This window comes from Phyllobacterium ifriqiyense, assembly GCF_030817885.1.
Classification (GTDB): domain Bacteria; phylum Pseudomonadota; class Alphaproteobacteria; order Rhizobiales; family Rhizobiaceae; genus Phyllobacterium; species Phyllobacterium ifriqiyense.
Genome location: NZ_JAUSZT010000001.1, coordinates 239,280 through 259,760 on the forward strand (window position 1 = coordinate 239,280; position 20,481 = coordinate 259,760).

The window sequence follows — 20,481 nt, forward strand, 5'->3', positions numbered from 1 at the left end:
AGTTGAGGGCGCTTTTCAGTCACGACCCTCCGGCGCTCCCAAAGGAAACATGTGACGGTATGGCCGGGCTTCATCAAGGGCCCGGGCATAGCTGGCGCGCGCAAGAAGGCGATCGCGATAAGCCCAGAGGTTTTGGTAATTCCTCGGTATTGGATAGGTCCAATCCGCATAAAGCAAGGACGGCGCAGCGGCACAATCGGCCAGACTGAATTCATCAGCCACCCATTCACGCTCTGCCATGCGCCTATCGAGAAGCGCGTAGGCTTCGTCGAACGCCGCTTTCCATTTCGCGCCATCTTCACCATCATCCGGTTCGCGGCCGATTGACAGATAGACCAGTCTCTGCTGCGGATAATTGACATAATTATCGAAAAACCGGTCCCACATCCGAACTTGTACGGCTTTCATCGGATCGTCAGGTATCAGTCTTGGCGTGTCTGGATAGCGGGCCTCAAGATATTCAATAATAGCGGTGGCCTCGAAGATCAGTTCCTCACCGTCCTTTACGACAGGAAATCTCTTGATTGGCCATAATGCGGCGAACTCGCTTGCAACCGGCTCGGTACCGTCAAGCATTTGCGTCTCGAAGGCCACGCCTTTCTCGTAAAAGCCGGTCTTGGCTTTTTGTACATATGACGAGAGAGGATGAAGGTACATAATAAGCGCCATTGCTCATTTCCTGTGCAGGAGGACTTTGTTACTTCGCAAGCACGATATGAATCGCATGTTCCGTCAGGGTGCGTTCGATGACGCTGAACCCAAGTTCCGGCAGATTTATTCCACTGAAAATTGCTTCACCCTTACCCAAAATCACCGGCGAGACGGCAAAGTGCAGCTCATCAATTAACCCCGCCTTCAAATATTGGCGCACAGTGCTTACACCCCCGCCAATCTTCACGTCAGCGTTTCCAGCTGCAGCTTTTGCCTGATCAAGTGCAGCTTCAATTCCCTCCGTTACAAAGTAAAAGGTAGTGCCACCCTCCATGACGATCGGGTCGCGCGGGTAATGCGTGAGAATATAGGTCGGAGCGTGGTAAGGCGGATTGTTACCCCACCAGCCTTTCCATGTGTCGTCTTCCGGCCATTCGCCCCGGATTGGGCCAAACATATTGCGACCCAGAATGAATGCACCAAAACCAGCCATGCTGCGGGCGGCATAGTCATTGTCAGAGCCTGTTTCGCCGGTCTGTTTTCCGAGCATTGCGTGGAAAGTCTTTGTGTTCCGAATATCCATTGATGCAGGTCTTCTCCCCCCTTGCCCAACGGATCAGCCAGAGTTTGCTCCGGCCCTGCCCCGAACCCGTCAATCGAAACGGAGAACCCGCCTACTTTCACTTTTGTCATCGCACCCTCCAACCAATTGCGATTTGCAACTGGTTGTTTTATGCCACAACTGATCCTATAATGCAACTGGTTGCTGTGGAGATAAACCTATTTGAACATTGAAAAACGATCTGGATGCCCGATAAATCTGTCGCTGGAGATCATGGGCGATAAATGGAGCCTCATCATCATACGCGATATGATGTTTGGAAATCGGCGGCATTTCCGCGACCTGCTGACCCATTCGCAAGAAAAAATTGCCTCCAATATCCTGGCTGCGCGGCTTAAGCACCTGTTGTCAGTTGGCTTGATCAGCAAACAGGATGACCCCAGCCACAGCCAAAAAGCCATCTATAGCCTGACGGAGCCAGCCATACAGCTCGTGCCATTGCTTGCCATGATGGGCGGTTGGGGACGCAAACATCTCCCGGTTACTCCGGAATTAAGCATCCGTGCCGAGCTTTTGGAAAATGGCGGCCCGGTCATGTGGGAAAAGTTCATGAGTGAACTGCGCGATATTCACATCAAGGATCCGATTGGTGGCGCGAGTGGCAAGGTCGTTTCACCAGTTCTCATCGATCTGACAGCGGCCTACAGACAGGTATGTGCAACAATGGCGGAAACCGATTAGGCCGCTGGAACATTCCGGGCGGGCTTGATCATTCCCAAATAGCATTGCCTAGGGCGTTTAACGGTATTTTGAGATAGCGCGCGCCATTTGATTCCGGTTCAGGAAGACGTCCGGCGTTGAGATTGATTTGGAGAGAAGGCAGCATCAGCTTTGGCATAGGCAAGGTTTTGTCCCGCGCCTGCCTGAAAGCGATAAACTCATCTTTGGAGTGACAGCGGCTTAAATGTGAATTGCTGGCTTTTTGTTCGCTCACTGTGCTTTCCCACATTGGAGCACGACCATTGGGCTGGTAATCATGCCCAACGAAAAGCCGGGTTTCGCCGGGCAAAGCCAATATATCCTGGATGGAATGCCAGAGCTGGTCCGCGCTTCCACCCGGAAAGTCTGTTCTGGCCGTACCGCTGTCAGGCATGAATAATGTGTCGTGAATGAATGCGGCGTCACCAACCACATATGTGACCGATGCGAGTGTATGTCCTGGAGAAAACATCACGGATGCGTTGAGATTGCCGATCCTGAACGTTTCTCCGGTTTGAAAAAGCTTGTGCCACTGCGATCCGTCAGGGACGAATCCTTGCCAATTATACAGATCCTTCCACAAGGATTGCACCTCAACGACGTGACTGCCAATCGCGCAAGGCGCGCCGGTCTGCGAATGCAAATAGTCTGCGGCTGAAAAATGGTCCGCATGAGGATGAGTATCGAGAATCCATTCAACTTTCAGGTTCTCTGCTGTCACATATTGAAGAATACGGTCGGCATTGAATGTGCCGGTTGCGCCGGATTTTTCCTCAAAATCGAGCACAGGATCAATGATGGCACATGCCCCCGTGGCCGGGTCTGACACGACGTATTGTATGGAGAACGTCCTCTTATCGAAAAAAGCTTCGACATGGGGCCGGGCAGACATGTTCATGGCGTTCTCCAAAGATCAGGCCTCGAAAACTCGTAATTGCTTGGCATTTCGCTGTAATATTATGTGCGTAGTAGACTCCGATAGCCTCACACGGTTAGGATATTGGTCAAATCAGCCGCCAAGGGCAAGCTACCCTTTGCGACTATTGTGGAACCGACATCCATCGAAGAGAGACCGCAAAATGGGCTTACGAATAAATGATGTTGCGCCGGATTTTACCGCCGAAACCACGCAAGGCGAGATCAAATTCCATGATTGGATAAGGGATAGCTACGCCGTTCTGTTCAGTCATCCGAAGAATTTCACACCCGTCTGCACCACAGAACTTGGCTACATGGCCGGGCTTGCGCCTGAATTCGAAAAACGCAATGCCAAGATCATTGGCATTTCTGTTGTCCCGTCGAAAGCCATGCAAAATGGAAAGCAGATATCAAGACGGCAACGGGTCATGAGGTCGATTATCCTCTGATCGGTGATCACGACCTTAAAGTGGCCAAGCTTTATGACATGCTGCCAGCAGAGGCTGGAGATTCGTCTGATGGCCGTACGCCTGCAGACAATGCCACTGTTCGTTCAGTCTTCGTTGTTGGCCCTGACAAGAAGATAAAGCTGGTTCTTACCTATCCGATGACGACCGGGCGCAATTTTGATGAGATCCTGCGCGCCATAGACAGTATCCAATTGACGGCAAAGCATCAGGTTGCAACGCCTGCTCAGTGGAAACAGGGCGAGGACGTCATCATCACCGCCGGTGTTTCGGATGAGGATGCAAATGCCCGCTTTGGCGGGTTTGAACGCATCTTGCCTTATCTGCGCAAAACCAAACAGCCGACATAGCAACCGCTACAATTGCACACCGTCAAGATGGTCTCCGCACAGCCCGCGGAGACCGCAATTTTTTCAACTTATTGGATCGAATTCGTTTGATGCCGACGGGAAAATCGATCTTTCTGCCGATTGAACATTTGCGCCATAAAACAACAATTGACTCATTTCTAATTTTATTAAAATGTGATGCAATTCATCTTTAGTTGAATCGAGCGTGAATGCTCCGAGATTGGAGCGGGATCATTGTCGCGTTATTTGTCGGATTTCTTTAAGCTCAAGCAGCCACTTACCTGTGTGGAATGCAAAACCATATTCCTGCAAATTCCGGAAGAATCGTTTGACGAAGCCCCCGTGCATTGCCGGGAATGTGGTGCCTATATCTGCAACTGGTCATCGGTGAAAGAAGTGTGTTCGCCAGACAATTCGGAATATGGCACCTCCAATTCCTCCGACCTGCGAAAACTCGCCAGAACACGGCTCTAATCAATCGGCAAGGCATAGGTCTGTTTAACGATCTGGCTGGGCACATCAGTTTTAACGTTCTGTATGCCATTGATCTTCGTCAGGTGCGTTGACTGAAAACGCCGGTACTCATCGAGATTGGCAACGACTACCCTCAACAGAGCGTCGCTTTCACCCAGCATGATGTAACACTCGACCACTTGGGGAAGCTTCTTCATGGCATCCATGAAATGCTCGATGGTTTCCGCGTCCTGCGCCGTCAGCCACACGCGAGCAAACATGGAAAGTGCCAGATTGAGCTTGGCTGGATTAAGAACGGCAACATAACGATCAATTATACCCGCCTCCTCCAATAAGCGGACACGGCGCAGGCATGGGGAGGGCGACAGACCAACCTGCTGCGCTAGTTCTACATTCTGCATGCGCGCATCCCGCTGCAGCGCCTTCAAAATTCGCTTGTCGATCTCATCGAGTACCATTGGAGTTCCATGCCATGTAAGTGCTTACAATCATTATTTGATGCTAACTTTTTCCAATTTCCAGCAATCTTTGCAAGCCAATTGCGGCAGCACTATCTTAATATTTCAATATGGAATTTCAAACGATAGCCCTTTTCACTGCAACCGTGCTGCCGCTGATCTGCACTCCGGGGCCGGACATGCTTTTCGTGGCATCGCAGGCTCTGTCCGCAGGCACCATTGCTGGCCTGCGAGCTACTGCTGGCGTTTGCCTCGGCTACATGATCCATTCCGCACTTGTTGCATGCGGTGTTGCCGCCATCATAGCTGCTTCACCTCTTTTGTTCGAAGGCCTGCGCTGGCTGGGCATTGCATATTTGATCTACCTTGCGTGCCGGCTGATACGCTCCTCTCTTACGCCCGGTATTTTAAGCATCGCGGCAAAATCCTCTTCGGGGCAACTCAAGCGCGGATTTCTGACGGCACTTTTCAACCCGAAGGGCATGATGATCTACATAGCTATCCTGCCGCAATTCATGCGTGAGGGAAGCAATGGCGCCTTACAAGCTGGCATCCTTTCTGCCGTTTTTGTGTGCTGGTGCGCGGTGGTCTACACGCTTTTAAGCACCGCCATCGGCAAAGCCGGGCACCGTAGCGGTTTCAATGACAGGCGCCGACGGACCATTGAAGCCAGCGCGGGAGGGCTTCTGATTATTGCTGCCACCTTCATGGCAGGACATTAGGCTCTCGACCCTAAAACCGCCGCAAAAAATAATTCTATTGAAATCGAACCGACCGGTTTAAATTGAGTCGGCCCATGCCCATATAAAAGCGGGGCATATCAGTCAGGATAAATCGCATGGACGGCAGCGCAGTTCAGATCTCATCGTGTGGACGCAATGAGGCCCGTTCTCTTTGGCTGCGACAGCGTGTTGCAATCCTTCGCAATAATCCGAATTTCTGCCAGGCCTCGTTTGAATATGCCCATGGCATTGTCGGGGTTTTCGAAGGCCAGTACATGGCCAATAAAGTCATGGCCAATGCTGCACGGCAAGTTATCTGCATGGCAATTGCCGCCATGCATTACGGACGCGATGAGGTGCATCACGGTGCGTCCATTTCAAATCTTCAGCACGTCACCACGGAACTTGGTCTTTGCAGCAAGAGCACCACAGCGGCTACTGTTAATCTGCTTGAGAATATCGGTCATGTAACACGGGTCAAAGACGAGGCGGACCACCGCAGCCACCTTATCGAGCCCACAGGGCAACTGGTTTCAGTTCTGCACGATATTATTGCGGTTTGCCTTTCTGCTGCAGACCGGCTTTTCCCCTTGCGGCGCTATCGCGCTCTGCTCGACAGTTCGTCCGGTTTTCTTGAGCGCTATTTCGCCACCAGCCTGCATTCGCTGTTTGATATAGAACCCTTGATCATTGAGGATCGCCGTTCACGCCTGTTCGCCACGAGCGACAGCGGGGAAATGCTGCTTTGCAAGCTGATGGCAGGACGGACCGAACGCGACCAGAATGTCGTTAGCCTGCCCTTTGATGAGATCGGCCATCTTTATGGTGTGTCACGCACCCATATCCGGCGTTTGATGAAGAAGGCCGAGACCGAAGGCATGGTCCGGCTTATTGATGCTGGTGGACGACACATCGAATTGCTGCCGCCCTTGAAAGAGGTGTTCAACAATATTGTCGCCTCCCATATCGCCAAGGTGCAATTCGATATTCACCTTGCAAATGAAGACTACGATCTTCTTCCTGCTGAGCTTTGTGCTTGATTTTATATCGTCATTTATATTTCAAATTTTGAATTATTTGGGAACTCCAATCAACAAATACATAAAAAGACTTGACCCCACCGGTTAGGGCGGGGTCTTTGAGCATTGACTGGAGATCAAGTAAACTCAATCGTCCTGATTTCTTATGAAACATCAAAAGGTTCTAGGACGCGCAGACAATCTGCTATGAAATGCCCCGGGCGTCAAAGGACATAATCAGTTGCTTCCATGCGGTATTTTTTTCTAATTTTATCGATGTATGTAGTAGTTAATACTATTTCAACGGCTTTTAGCCACCGTAACTCCGACTTATGATTTCAAGACCGCTCACGCAATCGTGAATAAATATGTGCGCTTGACGCCCGTAATCCATGTTTTCAAGCAGATTTATCCACAGAATGGCCTCACTCAAATATTCATTCGTGCCAATTAAGCAACACTATGGCGCTTGTAAGAAGCAACCGGTTTTGTCCTTTGACCTGAACGGCCCGAAAGTAAGACATAGTGGAGGCATTCACTCTCTTGAATGTGATCCCTCACTCATGATCTTTACTGGAGATTCCAGATGAATTTTAGAAGCATTCTTATTGGTTCCGCCGCTGCACTGACAGCGGTAACAGGAGCCCGCGCCGCCGACGCTGTCGTCGTCGCTGAACCTGAACCGGTCGAATATGTTCGCGTCTGCGATACATATGGCGCCGGGTTCTTTTATTTGCCAGGCACAGAAACCTGCCTCAAGGTAGGCGGATATTTGCGTTTCGACCTGCAGGGGGGCGATGATCCCTATGATGGTTCGAATTCGGGCCGCAGAAACGAGTCAGGCCGGAATGATGAAAGCTATCATATCCGTACCCGTGCGCAGGTTACCTTCGATGCCCGTTCCGAGACAGAACTCGGAACCTTGCGCTCCTACATCGCAACCCGCTTTCAGTATGATGACGGCGATAATTCCGACGCCACCATTCCTGAAGCCTATATCGAACTTGGCGGTTTCCGCGTTGGTGTCGCCGACGAAATCTTCGGCGCCTGGGTCGGTTATGCCGGCGATATCATTCAGGACGATGTGATCAACTATCAGTCGGGCAAGTCCAACCAGATCAGCTATACATTCGCAGCGGGCAATGGCTTCTCTGCAATTATCGCAGCTGAACAGGGCTCGGATGAATTCGGCGACAATGTGATCGATGATTACATGCCTCACGTTCTTGCCGGTGCGAAGTTTGAGCAGGCATGGGGTAAGATCGCCGGTACTGTCGGCTACGACTCCAAAGTCGAAGATGTTGCAGTCAATCTTCGCCTTGACGTGAACATCACTGACCGCATCTCCGCATGGGTCATGGGTGCATACCAGTCAGATTTCAGACGCGAAAGCTTCTACGATCATGATACTAACTGGTTTGCCCAGTTCCAGGGTGACTATGCTGTCTGGGGTGGCGTTGCCGCCAAGCTCTCCGAAAAGGCAGTTCTGAATGCACAGGCAGCCTATGAAGAAGAAGGCACCTACGCTTTCGCAGTTAACGTGGCTTATGAATTGGTTCCAGGCCTGAAGATCACGCCGGAAATCAACTACACCAAGTTTGACGGCGCACGTAAGGACGACTCGATTGCCAATGGCGGCAGCGATGACGCGTTTGGCGGCATCATCCGCTTCCAGCGCAATTTCTAATCCTTGCCCTAACAAGATTGCAAAGCGGCGGGTGAAAACTCGCCGCCTTCGCTTTTATCTGCTGGCAGTGGAAGCCCGCAACACAAGATGACAAGCGAGCTCGACACGGCGGGGTGGCATCGGAACACTTGTCAGACTGTCCCGCAACAGATCCAGCGCCACATAACCCAGTTCACGCATGGGAATATGCATCGTGGTCAATGGCGGATTGAGGAAAGCTGCTTGTGGCAGGTCATCCATTCCCATGACCGAGACGTTACCCGGCACCGAATAGCCCGCTTGCTGAACGCCCATCATCGCACCAACTGCCAGACTGTCTCCGGCAGCAAGCACTGCTGTAAAATCCAGGCCTTTTTCACTCAGTCGCTTGGTGATTGCCTGAGCTGCAAGCTCCGGCAACCAGTCCTCAACCGGGACGACCAGATCATCCGTATAGGGAAGATTGTGGTGCACCAGCGCATCCCGCCATCCTTCCCGCCGCCTCTCAATTGTGTGACGGCCCGGGCGCATAAGGAAGAGAATACGTTCATGGCCAAGCTTGATCAGATGTTCCGCCGCCACACGCGCAGCGGATCGGTTGCAGGGCGTTACGCTTGAAAGCCGCATAAGCGGATCGTCGCCATTGATCATCACAACCGGTTTGCCGAAATCCCGCATCGCCGCAAGGATCGATTCGTCGTCGACAGTAAGAAACAGGAGACCTGCCACATCCGGATCGGCCAGCGCCTCCTCCAGCATGGCGTTTTCTTCCGCCTGCCCGGCCACGGCGCGCGTGATGATCTCCAGTCCAAGCACCTGTGCCCGGTCCCGCAATCCTTCGAGCACGTAAAGAGTGAACTGGTTGCGCACATAATCAATCATCGCAGCGCTCGAGGCGGCAACAATAACTTTCTTGCCTGCAACCGGCGTCGGCACGGTGTAATTGGCGGCCTTGGCGGCCTCCACCACCCTTTCGCGTATATCAGCACGCACGCCTTTTTCACCGGAAAGCGCCCGCGACACAGTGCTCAACGAAACACCGACTTTCTCGGCAATATCCTCAAGTCTGACACGCCTGCTCTGTTTTCCCCGTTTCCCGGGTTCGGGTTTTGCGATCATGAAACTTTTCTCCGCTCAACCCACACTGCAAAAAATTTTCATATTGCGCAAATTATTTTCTGGTGCTTCCATAGTCTTATCGCTCGGGAGAAGCGTAGATTGCAGTCATGCATCTGCATGGCGGGACTTGGAGGAAAGCAGATGGGCCTTACCGGCCAGAATATCCGCAACCAGCTGGATCTGATCGTGGCCGGCATGACCGGACTCCACAATGATGGCCGCTTCGATGAACCTAATCTCGACGGCACTGCGGGCGACTACATCTCATTCGAAAGTTGGGAATGGCCGCAAGGGGTCGGGCTTTATGGGCTTGTCCGTCTATGGCTTTTCACTGGCCGTGATGACCTCAAGACCTTGATTGAAGATTGGTACACCGCTCGCATTGCGGCTGGCCTTCCTGCGCTCAACGTCAATACCACTGCTCCCATGCTGGCTCTGTCTGTTCTCTGGAAGGAAACGCGCGATCCGCGCTGGAAAAAGCCGCTGGATGATTGGGCCGATCAGGTCATGTCGCAAATGTCCCGCACCGAAGAAGGTGCCTTCGAACACCATGTCTCAGACAAGGTGAACGATCATGAACTCTGGGACGATACACTTTATATGGTTGCCCTGTTCCTTGCTTCTTACGGGCAGGCAAGCGGCCGCCGAGAGCTGGTCGATGAAGCTGCACGCCAGTTCCTTGTCCACTCCCGTTATCTTGCTGACACAAAATCCGGCCTTTGGTTCCATGGCTGGACTTTCCGAGGACGTCATAATTTCGCGCAGGCTCGTTGGGCGCGAGGCAATGCCTGGATAACTGCCGGAATGCTTGATCTTTTTGATCTCGCAGATATGCCCAAACCCGTGAAGGACTTTCTCATGGGCATGCTGGTTGCGCAGGTCAATGCATTGCTACCCTTGCAGACCGCATCGGGCGCATGGCGCACTTTGCTCGACGATCCGTCTTCCTACGAAGAAATCTCCGCTACCGCCGGTATTGGCTATGGCCTTTTGAAGGGATATCGCATCGGGCTTGGCACACCGGAATGGCGAAAGGCTGGGCTGAAAGCCGTAAAGGCAGTTCTGAATAATATCGACGAAACCGGTACCGTGCTCAACGTCTCATATGGCACACGCATGGGCCACGATCTGCAATTTTATAAAGACATTCCCATTCAGCCGACAGGCTACGGACAGGCGCTTTCCATTCTCTGCCTTTCCGAAGCATTGCAGCATGTGGAAGCAGGAGAACAGGCAGCATGACAATGAAAGTTCTTTACGGGGCAGGCCCCGAGGATACGAAGACTTTCGATACGGGGCGGTTGCGCGCTGAGTTCCTTCTTGAGGACCTGTTTCAGCCGGACGCAGTCAGCTTTACCTACACCCATGTGGATCGCCTGATCTTGGGTGGTGCAGTGCCGGTAACAAAACAACTCGTATTTGGGACTGGCGATGATATCGGCACGCCCTATCTGCTGTCCGCCCGCGAAATGGGCGTCGCCAATTTGGGTGGCAGCGGCACGATCACTGTTGATGGCCAAAGCTTCACCCTGGAAAACCGCGACGTGCTTTATAATTGGGCGTGGCGCAAAAGAAATTTCGCTATCAAGCGCGTCCGGCGATGCACCTGCCCGATTCTACATGAATTCTGTTCCCGCAGGCAGCGATATCCCGCATCGCCTGATCCGCAAATCAGAATCCAAATTGCTCGAACTTGGTGCCGAACAACGATCCAACAAGCGCAAGCTGCGCATGTATATTCACCCGGAAGTCGCCCCGTCCTGCCTGCTTTTGATGGGTATTACCGATCTTGCCGATGGCAGTGTCTGGAATACCATGCCACCCCACCTGCATGAACGGCGCATGGAAGCCTATTGCTATTTCGACCTTGCTCCTGAAGATCGCGTTATCCACCTCATGGGCCGTCCCGATGAAACGCGCCATCTCGTGGTTGCCGATCTGGAAGCGCTCGTCTCTCCGGCCTGGTCCATCCATATGGGCGCTGGCACAGGTCCTTATGCCTTTGTCTGGGGCATGACGGGAGAAAATCAGGAATATAATGATGTGGCACCGGTTGCCGTGGCGGATTTGAAATGAACGCGGAAACTCATTGGATGCGCAAGCCCCTCAAGCCGGGAGAACCCTTGCGCTACTGGCAGGTCAGCGCTCTTTCCGAAGAACGCTTCGATGTGGCTGATGCCCCTATGCAGGGTGAGATGGACCCGTTCTTCTTCCTGACCAAGGTCAAGAATTTCATTCCGCATGAATATCCATGCCGCACGATTTTTGCCGATACCTATCGTGGCAAACGCCCGGATGTCCGCGGCACATTTGACGCTGCAAAATGGTGGCTGCCTTTCGGTTCGCCCCGGCTGGATTTATCCGGCTTCTGGTTCCGGCCAACGCGTCTTGCCACCTGGACCCGGACCTATATCGACGCTGAAACCGCCGGAACCGCAACAATTCAATTGGGAACCTGTGGCGGCGCAGTTCTTTGGCTTAACGGGGCTGAGATTGGCTGGATGGCGCCCTATAGCCGAAATCTCGAAGCAAAACAGGAATTCGAACTCCCCCTCATCGAAGGCATAAATGAAATTACGCTTTTCTTCGATGATCTGGCCGAGCGTGACGCCCGCTATTTCTTCCAGTTCGATTATCTCTCTGGTCCGGCGGCGAAGATAGCACTGCCCGTGCCGGTTGCCGGATCGATTGCCGATAGCCTCGAAGCGGCGCTTGACGGAATGTCTCTTGATCGTCCGCATTATTTTGGCGGCGATATTACTCTCCTGCTCGCACAGCCGCTACCGGTTGACGTCAAGGTCAATGTTGCCGTCGAAGGTGACTTCATGTCACGCGAACGGTTTGATTTCGATTTCGAGCTTGCGGCTGGCACAACCAGCTTGCTGATCGGACCGTCTGAAGAAGCTCCTGCCGATTTCCGCCATTTCCGCATCACCTTGAACGCTGGCGGTTTTGTCGCCTCACGTTCCTTGGGTGTCGAGATTTGTCATGCCGAACGGCAAGGCAAAGCCGGGGCAACGCTTGAAAGCCGCATTGCCGAAACGCTTGATGAAATTTCGGAACATTCGGAACGGGACACTGTTCGGGCCTTTGCCCGTCTTGCCAGCGGTCGCGCCGGTGCGCAAACCGATGCGATGATTGAGGAGATTCTCCCCTCCATTGAAGATTGCCATGATTGCGCAGACTTCTCGCTCGTTCCACTCATCTGGTCGCGCACAGTCTGGGGCAAGGACATCAACAGCAAAACGCGCGATCGGATTGATGCCGCCATTCTCAATTACCGCTATTGGATGGATGAGCCGGGCAATGATGTTCAGTGGTATTTCTCGGAAAACCACGCGCTGCTTTTTCATACATCAGCCTATCTTGCCGGCCATCTTCTGTCGGACAGCACCTTTGTCCGCTCCGGCCGTATGGGGTCCGAGCAAAGCAGGATCGGTGCGGAGCGGGTACGCGCATGGCTTGATCATTTTGAAAATTGGGAAATGGCGGAATTCAACTCCGCGCCCTATTTCCCGATTGATCTGAAGGGTCTGACGGCGCTTGCCGCTCTGGCTCCCGATGATGATATTGCCACACGCGCCAAGGCAGGCATTGTCCGGCTTTGTGAAATCATTGCGCGGTCCGCCCATCATGGCATGGTGACGGCGGCGCAGGGCCGTTCTTACGAACACACGCTTTGTGCAGGGCGTTCGCTTGAATTGTCGGGTGTGGCTCGCCTTCTCTGGGGCAAGGGCTGGTATGGCCGCCGCGTTCATGCCTTGCCGCAACTCGCCGTCTGCCTGCGTGACCACGGCCTTGCAATTCCCGCAGCTCTTTCCACGATCGCCGATTACAGGGAAGACCAGCATCAGGAATGGCGTTTTGCGCAAGGCGAAAACGCCTTTGCCGCACTCTACCATTATAAGAGTGCTGATTTCGCCATGGGATCAGCCGCTCATTATCGCTGGGGTGAATGGGGTTATCAGGAAACCATTCTACATTTGCGCCTGGGAGAAAAGCCCGAGGCGGCGATCTGGATCAATCATCCGGGCGAAACGATCCAGTTCGGTTATGGACGGCCATCTTACTGGGGCGGATGCGGTACTATTCCCCGCGCCCAGCAATATCGCGGTCTGGCTGTTCTCGACTTTTCGATCCACGAAGAACAACCAGACTTCACCCATGCCTGGTTTCCAATTGCCGAGTTTGATGAAAGCCATGTCTCGGGCAATCTAGCTGTAGCCCGCTCGGGAACGGGAGCCGTTTTGCTGCATGCCAGCCAACCACTGTTGCAGGTTACGGAGGGCCCGTCTGCGAATGTGGAATTGCGCCAATATGGCATGAAAACACGCTGGATTGTGCGCGTCTGCACCTCGAATGATTTGGCATCTGTCGAAGAACGCTTTGGTCGCCTTGATGCCCGTGAGGAAAGTGACGGGACCATTATCATTGACGATCCCGAATATGGGACTGTCCGTTTCCGTGCCGATGGCAGCATTGAGGCTGAAGGCCGCGTTCTTACAAGAGCCGATTATAGCGTAAAGGGCGAAGCGAAAATGCTGGACCAATCATAAGAATAAACCCGGCGGGTGGAGGCTCGCCTTGTCCTTGGAGGAGGAAACAGGCATGAAATTGAGATCGCTTCTGGCGGGCGCTACGCTCGCGCTTCTGACGTCGACGGCCTATGCTGGCGATGTACGTATCATGTGGTATTCCGATGGTGTTGAAGGTGAGGTCTTGGCTGACCTCATGAAGCGCTTCATGGACCAAAACCCGGATATCAAAGTGACGATCGACAATGTTGCCTTTGGTGTCATCAAGGAACAATTGCCGGTTCAACTCGAAGCAGGTCATGGTCCGGATATTGCGCGTGTAACGGCGCTGAAAGACCTCAGCCGGCATTGGCTGGATCTGCGCCCCCTTATATCGGACGCAGCCTATTGGGACGCCAATTTCGGCGCTCAGGCCGACTGGATGCGGCCTGATGGCTCCAACCAGATTTCGGGTTTCATGACGCAGGTCACTTTGACCGGTGGCTTTGCCAACAAGACCCTGTTCGAACAGGCAGGCGTTCCCCTGCCCGGCCCTGATGCAACATGGGACGATTGGGCGGCGGCTTCAAAGAAGGTCGCCGACAGTCAGCAAATTCCTTTTGCCATGGCATTGGACCGTTCCGGCCATCGCATCACGGCGCCCAATATTGCTTTCGGTGCAAATTACATCGGAGCTGATGGCAAACCCGCGCCGCTGGATAAAGGCGCAAAGGACTTCATCACCAAATTTGTCGGATGGACGAATGACGGGGTCATGAGCAAGGATGTGTGGGTTTCCGCTGCTGGCCAGACCTACCGCGCTGCCGCCGACGACTTTATCAACGCGCAGCTTGCCTATTACTATTCCGGTTCATGGCAGATCCCTAATTTCGCGACCAAAATCGGCAATGGCTTTGATTGGGTTGCAACCGGCAGCCCTTGTGGCCCGGCTGCTTGCACCGGCATGCCTGGAGGGGCAGGTCTGGTTGCGGTAAAATATACAAAGAACCCGAAAGACGTTGCCAAGGTCATGGACTATCTGGCAAGCGAAGCAGTCGTCAAAGAATTTTCAGAGCGAACGCTTTTCATCCCGGCCCATAAGGGAATTCTCGACAAGGGCGATCTCAACTTCAAGACCGAAGACCCACAGGTCAAAGCAGCGCTTGATGTATTCGTCAAAGCCAGCAAGACGACTGCGCCCGCCGCTCAGAAAATGCCCGGCTGGCGTTGGGCTGACACGGTTTATGGCGCCTTGGTTACCCGTGTGGCTCAGGTGATTGCCGGCGAGCTGCCGCTCGACGACGCCTTCACCCGTATCGATTCTGACGTTGCGACCAAGGTCAAGGACTCCGGCCTTTGACAGAACTGGCAATGCGGCTTGTTCTCCCCTTCATAATGGAAGACAAGCCGCATAATCCTGACACCTCGGCACGGGAGATGCGCAATGACGGCGCCGCTTGAAACTGCATCAAAACCATCGGCAGTCCAGCACTTGGGCGCTATTGCGCTTGCCCCGGTCCGGCTTGTCATGGGCTTGATCGACCGCCCTTTGCGTGCATTGCAGAGAATGACCGGTCTCAGCGGCATGGCAATCTTTTTCCTTGCGCCGAATATGCTGATTTTCGGCATTTTCGTGCTGTTGCCGCTGTTCATCAACTTCGTCTATTCAACGACCGGCGGCTCCGCGCTGTTTCTGCCGGAGCGCTCATATGTCGGCGCAGATCAATATCAGCGTCTTTTCGACTGCAGCAATTATCTTGACCCTCTCACCTGTCAGGAAGATGCATTCTGGACCGCCGTCAGCAATACATTCTGGTTTGTGGTTTTGCAGGTAACCCTGATGATCGGCGCAGCATTGGTGACTGCGCTGATCTTGAACCGCAACCTTGCGGCCCGTTCTTTCTGGCGCGCGGTATTCTTCTTCCCAGTTTTGCTCTCGCCCGTGGTTGTCGGGCTCATCTGGCGATGGATTCTTCAGCGGCAAGGTCTTTTGAATTTCATTCTCTATCCGTTTGGCGTTGATCCCTATACCTGGCTGACAGACCGCACCTGGTCCTTCGCCGCCGCGGTTGGGGTTTCGCTTTGGGCGCATATGGGCTTTTACGCCTTGATCCTGTTGGCTGGCCTGCAGGCAATCCCGAAAGATCTTTATGAAGCCGCAGATATGGACGGCACTAAACCGGCGAGAGTCTTCTGGCGTATCACCCTGCCGCTTCTTATGCCCAATCTCGTCGTCGTTATTGTGCTCGCGCTGATCCGCTCCGTGCAGGTCTTTGACGAGGTGTACATACTCACCGGCGGCGGCCCGGGAACGAGCACCTTGTTCATCACCCAGTATATTTATGAAACGGGCTTTGTATCGCAGCCACGCAATCCCGGGCTTGCAGCCGCAGCATCCATACTCATGGGCCTCGTCCTTGTCGTGCTCACATTGGTGCAGCTTGGCCTTGGCCGTCGCGGCGAAAAGAAGGGGAAACGCTGATGGGAAGAGCCGCAGCTTTCATTCTGCGCCGCCGAGGCGGCAAGGGTTGGCATTGGACCGATATCGTCACTTGGGTTTGGCTCATAGGCGGACTGTTCATCATGTTCGGCCCCGCCTTGTGGCTGATGTTCTCTTCTTTCAAGACACCGGCGGCACTGGCGGAATTCCCTCCATCAATCCTGCCCTATACTAGCCAGCAGGTCAGTGTTGAGGGGCATGACAAGCCTTTGACTCTCTATGATGTGACACTGCCAGATGGCACGACGAAGAAGCTTGCCGAAGTGCGCCGCATTGGGCTTTTCAGCCAGATGGTTGATCCCGCCAAGCCTGACGAAACCATTCGCGTCAATATCAATAGCCGCAAACCTGTACAGGAATTGTCCTTCGCCACGGAGAATTACACCGGACCATTCGTGCATTTCGACTTCTTCCGCTATCTGTGGAATTCGGTGTTCGTCACAGTCATGGCAACGCTGATTACACTCATCGTCAATTCAATGGCCGCCTTCGCCCTGTCGAAATACGAGTTTCGAGGCCGCTCGGTGGCGATGCTGATCATTCTTGCCACGCTCATGGTTCCGCTTTCGGTCATCATGGTGCCGCTCTATTCAATTATCTCGGCGCTCGGTCTGTTCAACAATCTCTGGGGCGTGATTTTACCGACAGTCGCAACGCCCACCGGCGTTTTCATACTGCGCCAGTACATGTTGACCATTCCCGATGAGCTTATCGATGCGGCGCGGATGGACAAGGCGTCCGAGTGGCAGATCTACTGGCGCATCGTCCTGCCGCTGACTGCGCCTGCGCTTGCAGTGCTTGCAATCTTCTCGGTCGTCTGGCGGTGGAATGACTTCCTCTGGCCACTGATCGTTCTATCGCGCAAAGAGCTTTACACACTGCAAGTTGGCCTGAGCATCTATTCCGGCGAACTTAATGTGCAATGGCACTTCATCCTGGCGATGACCGTCGTCACCATGATCCCGGTGGTGCTTGTGTTCATCTTCCTGCAGCGTTTCATCACCACTGGCATCGCCGGCACGGGCCTAAAATAAGGAAACTCATATGGGCCAGATCACACTCTCCAATGTCAAAAAATCCTTCGGAAATATCGATGTCCTGCATGGCATCAACCTCGACATAAACGATGGTGAACTTGTTGTTTTCGTCGGCCCGTCGGGTTGTGGAAAATCTACCTTGCTGCGCGCCATTGCCGGGCTGGAGAAAATCACCAGCGGCGAGATTGCCATTGACGGGAAACCGGTCAACGATGTGACAGCTGCTGATCGCGGCCTCGCCATGGTATTCCAGTCCTACGCACTCTACCCACATATGAGTGTGCGCCAAAATCTTGCCTTTGGCCTTGAGAACTCCAAGATGCCCAAAGCCGAGATTGACGAGCGGATAACGGAAGCCGCCCGCATGCTTGAGATCGAGCCCTATTTGGCCCGGCGGCCCGGTCAGCTTTCCGGCGGCCAGCGACAGAGAGTTGCAATCGGCCGGGCTATCGTGCGCCGCCCCGTCGCCTTTCTGCTGGATGAACCTTTGTCAAATCTGGATGCTGAGCTGCGGGTTTCCACCCGCGCCGAGCTGGCCGCACTTCATGCCCGCCTTTCATCCACCATGATTTACGTAACCCACGATCAGGTGGAGGCGATGACCCTCGCTGACCGGATCGTCGTACTACGCGCCGGAAAAATCGAACAGGTTGGCACACCGCTTGAACTCTACAATACGCCGGCAAACCGGTTTGTCGCGGGCTTCATCGGCGCTCCCCATATGAACTTTCTGGAAGGAACTGTCAGTTCCGTCCAATCGGGAAATCTGGTGGTCGCGCTGGCCGATGGCTATCAGCTTGCGATTCCTGCTCGCGAGACAAGTCTCGAGCAGGGCGCACGGATCACCCTGGGCATTCGTCCGCAGCATGTCACTCTCGGTTCAGGTGACAAGAGCATTCAAGCCAAGATCAAGCTCGTTGAAGCGCTTGGCTCCGAAACGGTGCTGCACACGGAAGTCGCGGGGCAAAAATTCCTGGTCGTTATCCCCGGACAGCATGATCTTGCCTCAGGCACGGATATTGACCTCTCGCTGTCCAGCGCTCCGATCCATCTTTTCGACAAGGATGGACATCGCATCTGATCAGCCATGACGTGCGGCACGTATATGATCCACCAGCGCCCTTAATTTGATGGGCTGCCTGTGGCGTCTTGGATAATAGAGATAAAAGCCGTTGAACGGTGGTCCGAAAGCTCCCAAAAGCGGCACAAGTTCGCCGCGTGAAACCCATGGTTGAAATGTATCGACCATGCCAAAGGTAATCCCGGCACCGGCGCAGGCCATGCGTATCATAAACTGCATGTCGTTGGTGGTCACTTCGGGATTGACGGCGACATCAAAGTCGCGGCCATTTTCTGTAAACTCCCAGCGATAGGGCGCACTGTCCGGGCGGGGTCGCCAGCCGATACAAATATGATCCGGCAAATCGCTTGGATGCGAGGGAGTGCCGTTTTTTTCCAGATATTCCGGCGAGGCGAAAGCACATTGCCTTTGCTGCGATGATACAGGAACAGCGATCATATCCTGTTCGATGACTTCACCAAGCCGCACTGCTGCATCAAATCCGGTGCTGACAATATCAAACTCTTCATCGGTAACAGTGATGTCGAGCGTCACGTCAGGATAGCGCTCTATGAATCCCGCAAGCAGCGGGCCAGACAGGAAGCTCTCTGCGATTGACGAAACAGCAATCCTCAGCAGCCCGCTGGGCTTGCCTTGAATCTCGCGCGCAGCCTCAACGGCCTGTCGGACTTGCGAAACAGAAGGCTGCACTGCGTCATAGAATAATTCGCCGGCTTCCGTCAGCCTTACGCTCCGGGTCGTTCGTTGTACCAGCGCCACGCCGACACGATCCTCGAGACGTTGAAGCGCCTGACTGACCGCAGAGCGCGTAACGCCGAGCCGCTCGCTTGCGATGCGAAAATTCTTCGCTTCAGCAACCGCCAGAAATACCGGGATACCTTCAAGATCATCCATCATTAGTAAGCATTACTAACCAGCTCATCCGCTATTGGCAACTTTATAATCCTAATACGACCACGTATTTTCGTCCGGTAGATAGAATTCACACCGGCTCGAAAGGAAATAACTCATGCCAATGCACAGCTCCAAAATAGCAGCAGGCGTCATGACTGCTCTTCTTGCATCGATGTCTGGTTCTTTCAGTGGGGCATCGGAAAAGATGCAAAAGTCCGTCGACACAGAAAATGGCAAAACAAAAGAGGTTCAAATGTTGCAACACGCATATGTTGGCATGTGGGTCACCGATGATGGCCGGGTCCGCCATGAACTGCTTCCCAATAACCGCTATGACGAGGCACGCGGCAATCGCGAAAGTGCCTATCAGGGCCGTTACGAAGTGACCGGCAATCATATCGAATATTGGGACGACACAGGCTTTACCGCCGATGGCGATTTCGTGGACGAAAACACGCTTCACCACGGCGGGATGATCCTGCGCCGCAAATAATATCCAATAATCTCAAGAAACCATGGAGTTTGAAATGCTTGATATTCAAGGAAAAGTCATTGCCATTACCGGTGCGAGTAGCGGTATTGGCGAAGCAACGGCCCGGGTTCTTGCCAAGGCTGGCGCGCATATTGTCATCGGTGCGCGGCGTGCCGACCGGCTCGACAGATTGGCTGAAGAGATCGCGCTTGATGGCGGTTCGGTTCTGACCAAAAAACTGGATGTCACCGACAGGAAGGACGTCAGCAGTTTTGTAAATTTGGCCGTCTCGGAATTCGGTCGTCTCAACGTGATGATCAATAATGCCGGTGTCATGCCCTTATCACCAATGGACGCTCTCTTGGTCGACGAATGGGACCGGATGGTTGACGTCAATATTAAAGGCGTACTTTACGGCATTGCGGCAGCGCTTCCTATCATGAAGCAGCAGGAAAGCGGCCAGATCATCAATGTCTCTTCGATTGGCGGCCACACCGTGTCGCCGACGGCCGCCGTTTACTGCGCTACAAAATTTGCTGTGCGCGCCATTTCCGATGGCTTGCGGCAAGAGAACGATAAAATTCGGGTTACCGTCATTTCACCGGGCACAACAACATCGGAACTTGCGGACACAATCAGTGACCCTATTGCCCGTGACGCGATGAAAGGCTTTCGCGCCGTCACGATCAGTCCGGAAGCCATCGCGAACTCCATTCTCTATGCCATCAGCCAGCCAGCAGAGGTGGATGTGAGCGAAATCATTATCCGCCCGACAGCCAGCCCCCACTGATCGTCTTTGAAATCCGCTTAATCACAGA

General features: G+C 53.6%; 18 protein-coding genes and 2 pseudogenes. 14 read left to right on the forward strand and 6 right to left on the reverse strand.

Features of this window, described 5'->3' with window-relative positions; translation table 11 throughout:
- Positions 1-15 precede the first annotated feature (15 nt).
- On the reverse strand, positions 16-669 hold the full coding sequence (locus tag QFZ34_RS01050) for a glutathione S-transferase family protein (RefSeq protein WP_115053322.1): 654 nt from the start codon (positions 667-669) through the stop codon (positions 16-18).
- A gap of 28 nt (positions 670-697) precedes the next feature.
- Positions 698-1,344 (reverse strand): annotated as a pseudogene (locus QFZ34_RS01055) (dihydrofolate reductase family protein).
- A 91-nt stretch (positions 1,345-1,435) separates the two neighbouring features.
- Between QFZ34_RS01055 and QFZ34_RS01060 the strand changes: the two are divergent.
- The gene (locus QFZ34_RS01060; protein ID WP_307275697.1) at positions 1,436-1,954 is read left to right on the forward strand and encodes a winged helix-turn-helix transcriptional regulator; all 519 of its coding nucleotides are present in this window, start codon (positions 1,436-1,438) and stop codon (positions 1,952-1,954) included.
- Positions 1,955-1,982: 28 nt separating this feature from the next.
- On the opposite strand, the gene QFZ34_RS01065 is transcribed toward QFZ34_RS01060, so the two are convergent.
- Positions 1,983-2,864, reverse strand: a complete 882-nt coding sequence (locus tag QFZ34_RS01065; protein ID WP_115053807.1) for an MBL fold metallo-hydrolase — start codon at positions 2,862-2,864, stop codon at positions 1,983-1,985.
- A 187-nt stretch (positions 2,865-3,051) separates the two neighbouring features.
- Here QFZ34_RS01065 and QFZ34_RS01070 point away from each other — a divergent pair.
- A pseudogene (locus QFZ34_RS01070) lies at positions 3,052-3,707 on the forward strand (peroxiredoxin).
- Between the two features lie 470 nt (positions 3,708-4,177).
- Here QFZ34_RS01070 and QFZ34_RS01075 read toward each other — a convergent pair.
- Positions 4,178-4,639: an Lrp/AsnC family transcriptional regulator gene (locus tag QFZ34_RS01075; RefSeq protein WP_115053805.1), complete on the reverse strand. Its 462-nt coding sequence runs from the start codon at positions 4,637-4,639 to the stop codon at positions 4,178-4,180.
- A gap of 110 nt (positions 4,640-4,749) precedes the next feature.
- Between QFZ34_RS01075 and QFZ34_RS01080 the strand changes: the two genes are divergently transcribed.
- The 3 genes from QFZ34_RS01080 (at position 4,750) to QFZ34_RS01090 (ending at position 8,067) form a co-directional block, all read left to right on the forward strand.
- Positions 4,750-5,361 carry a LysE family translocator gene (locus QFZ34_RS01080; protein ID WP_307275701.1) on the forward strand — a complete coding sequence of 204 codons (612 nt, stop codon included), beginning with the start codon at positions 4,750-4,752 and terminating at the stop codon, positions 5,359-5,361.
- Positions 5,362-5,477: 116 nt separating this feature from the next.
- A complete protein-coding gene (locus QFZ34_RS01085) occupies positions 5,478-6,401 on the forward strand; it encodes a hypothetical protein (protein ID WP_115053803.1) in 924 nt (307 codons plus the stop codon).
- 565 nt (positions 6,402-6,966) lie between these two features.
- Positions 6,967-8,067 carry a porin gene (locus QFZ34_RS01090; protein WP_307275703.1) on the forward strand — a complete coding sequence of 367 codons (1,101 nt, stop codon included), beginning with the start codon at positions 6,967-6,969 and terminating at the stop codon, positions 8,065-8,067.
- Between the two features lie 54 nt (positions 8,068-8,121).
- Here QFZ34_RS01090 and QFZ34_RS01095 read toward each other — a convergent pair whose 3' ends face one another.
- The gene (locus tag QFZ34_RS01095) at positions 8,122-9,165 is read right to left on the reverse strand and encodes a LacI family DNA-binding transcriptional regulator (RefSeq protein WP_115053801.1); all 1,044 of its coding nucleotides are present in this window, start codon (positions 9,163-9,165) and stop codon (positions 8,122-8,124) included.
- 141 nt (positions 9,166-9,306) lie between these two features.
- Here QFZ34_RS01095 and bglB point away from each other — a divergent pair, with 141 nt between their 5' ends.
- The 7 genes from bglB to QFZ34_RS01130 all read left to right on the forward strand — a co-directional run bounded on the left by bglB (position 9,307) and on the right by QFZ34_RS01130 (position 18,297).
- Positions 9,307-10,407 (forward strand): beta-galactosidase BglB, encoded by a 1,101-nt coding sequence (bglB, locus tag QFZ34_RS01100; RefSeq protein ID WP_307275984.1) that lies wholly within the window; start codon positions 9,307-9,309, stop codon positions 10,405-10,407.
- 270 nt (positions 10,408-10,677) lie between these two features.
- The gene (gene kduI / locus QFZ34_RS01105) at positions 10,678-11,241 is read left to right on the forward strand and encodes a 5-dehydro-4-deoxy-D-glucuronate isomerase (protein WP_307275709.1); all 564 of its coding nucleotides are present in this window, start codon (positions 10,678-10,680) and stop codon (positions 11,239-11,241) included.
- Entirely contained in the window at positions 11,238-13,721 is a 2,484-nt protein-coding gene (locus QFZ34_RS01110) for a hypothetical protein (RefSeq protein WP_307275716.1), read from the forward strand. Before kduI ends, QFZ34_RS01110 begins: the two co-directional genes overlap by 4 nt.
- A 52-nt stretch (positions 13,722-13,773) precedes the next feature.
- A complete protein-coding gene (locus QFZ34_RS01115) occupies positions 13,774-15,039 on the forward strand; it encodes an ABC transporter substrate-binding protein (protein WP_307275718.1) in 1,266 nt (421 codons plus the stop codon).
- A gap of 84 nt (positions 15,040-15,123) precedes the next feature.
- Positions 15,124-16,161 (forward strand): carbohydrate ABC transporter permease, encoded by a 1,038-nt coding sequence (locus QFZ34_RS01120; RefSeq protein WP_115053797.1) that lies wholly within the window; start codon positions 15,124-15,126, stop codon positions 16,159-16,161.
- Positions 16,161-17,213 (forward strand): carbohydrate ABC transporter permease, encoded by a 1,053-nt coding sequence (locus QFZ34_RS01125; RefSeq protein WP_115053796.1) that lies wholly within the window; start codon positions 16,161-16,163, stop codon positions 17,211-17,213. Before QFZ34_RS01120 ends, QFZ34_RS01125 begins: the two co-directional genes overlap by 1 nt.
- 10 nt (positions 17,214-17,223) lie before the next feature.
- The gene (locus tag QFZ34_RS01130) at positions 17,224-18,297 is read left to right on the forward strand and encodes an ABC transporter ATP-binding protein (protein WP_307275721.1); all 1,074 of its coding nucleotides are present in this window, start codon (positions 17,224-17,226) and stop codon (positions 18,295-18,297) included.
- On the opposite strand, the gene QFZ34_RS01135 is transcribed toward QFZ34_RS01130, so the two are convergent.
- On the reverse strand, positions 18,298-19,194 hold the full coding sequence (locus tag QFZ34_RS01135; RefSeq protein WP_307275723.1) for a LysR family transcriptional regulator: 897 nt from the start codon (positions 19,192-19,194) through the stop codon (positions 18,298-18,300).
- 112 nt (positions 19,195-19,306) lie between these two features.
- On the opposite strand from QFZ34_RS01135, the gene QFZ34_RS01140 reads away from it, so the two are divergent.
- Together QFZ34_RS01140 and QFZ34_RS01145 are read left to right on the forward strand one after the other, a co-directional pair.
- The gene (locus tag QFZ34_RS01140) at positions 19,307-19,684 is read left to right on the forward strand and encodes an Atu4866 domain-containing protein (RefSeq protein ID WP_370878660.1); all 378 of its coding nucleotides are present in this window, start codon (positions 19,307-19,309) and stop codon (positions 19,682-19,684) included.
- Positions 19,685-19,718: 34 nt separating this feature from the next.
- Entirely contained in the window at positions 19,719-20,453 is a 735-nt protein-coding gene (locus tag QFZ34_RS01145; RefSeq protein ID WP_307275726.1) for an SDR family oxidoreductase, read from the forward strand.
- The last annotated feature ends 28 nt before the right edge of the window (positions 20,454-20,481 follow it).

Excerpts from the sequence above, each read along its gene's own strand:
- QFZ34_RS01050 (WP_115053322.1), bottom strand. The coding sequence starts at position 669 with ATGGCGCTTATTATGTACCTTCATCCTCTCTCGTCATATGTACAAAAA.
- QFZ34_RS01065 (WP_115053807.1), bottom strand. The coding sequence starts at position 2,864 with ATGTCTGCCCGGCCCCATGTCGAAGCTTTTTTCGATAAGAGGACGTTC.
- QFZ34_RS01075 (WP_115053805.1), bottom strand. The coding sequence starts at position 4,639 with ATGGTACTCGATGAGATCGACAAGCGAATTTTGAAGGCGCTGCAGCGG.
- QFZ34_RS01080 (WP_307275701.1), top strand. The coding sequence starts at position 4,750 with ATGGAATTTCAAACGATAGCCCTTTTCACTGCAACCGTGCTGCCGCTG.
- QFZ34_RS01085 (WP_115053803.1), top strand. The coding sequence starts at position 5,478 with ATGGACGGCAGCGCAGTTCAGATCTCATCGTGTGGACGCAATGAGGCC.
- QFZ34_RS01090 (WP_307275703.1), top strand. The coding sequence starts at position 6,967 with ATGAATTTTAGAAGCATTCTTATTGGTTCCGCCGCTGCACTGACAGCG.
- QFZ34_RS01095 (WP_115053801.1), bottom strand. The coding sequence starts at position 9,165 with ATGATCGCAAAACCCGAACCCGGGAAACGGGGAAAACAGAGCAGGCGT.
- bglB (WP_307275984.1), top strand. The coding sequence starts at position 9,307 with ATGGGCCTTACCGGCCAGAATATCCGCAACCAGCTGGATCTGATCGTG.
- kduI (WP_307275709.1), top strand. The coding sequence starts at position 10,678 with ATGGCCAAAGCTTCACCCTGGAAAACCGCGACGTGCTTTATAATTGGG.
- QFZ34_RS01110 (WP_307275716.1), top strand. The coding sequence starts at position 11,238 with ATGAACGCGGAAACTCATTGGATGCGCAAGCCCCTCAAGCCGGGAGAA.
- QFZ34_RS01115 (WP_307275718.1), top strand. The coding sequence starts at position 13,774 with ATGAAATTGAGATCGCTTCTGGCGGGCGCTACGCTCGCGCTTCTGACG.
- QFZ34_RS01120 (WP_115053797.1), top strand. The coding sequence starts at position 15,124 with ATGACGGCGCCGCTTGAAACTGCATCAAAACCATCGGCAGTCCAGCAC.
- QFZ34_RS01125 (WP_115053796.1), top strand. The coding sequence starts at position 16,161 with ATGGGAAGAGCCGCAGCTTTCATTCTGCGCCGCCGAGGCGGCAAGGGT.
- QFZ34_RS01130 (WP_307275721.1), top strand. The coding sequence starts at position 17,224 with ATGGGCCAGATCACACTCTCCAATGTCAAAAAATCCTTCGGAAATATC.
- QFZ34_RS01135 (WP_307275723.1), bottom strand. The coding sequence starts at position 19,194 with ATGATGGATGATCTTGAAGGTATCCCGGTATTTCTGGCGGTTGCTGAA.
- QFZ34_RS01140 (WP_370878660.1), top strand. The coding sequence starts at position 19,307 with ATGCCAATGCACAGCTCCAAAATAGCAGCAGGCGTCATGACTGCTCTT.
- QFZ34_RS01145 (WP_307275726.1), top strand. The coding sequence starts at position 19,719 with ATGCTTGATATTCAAGGAAAAGTCATTGCCATTACCGGTGCGAGTAGC.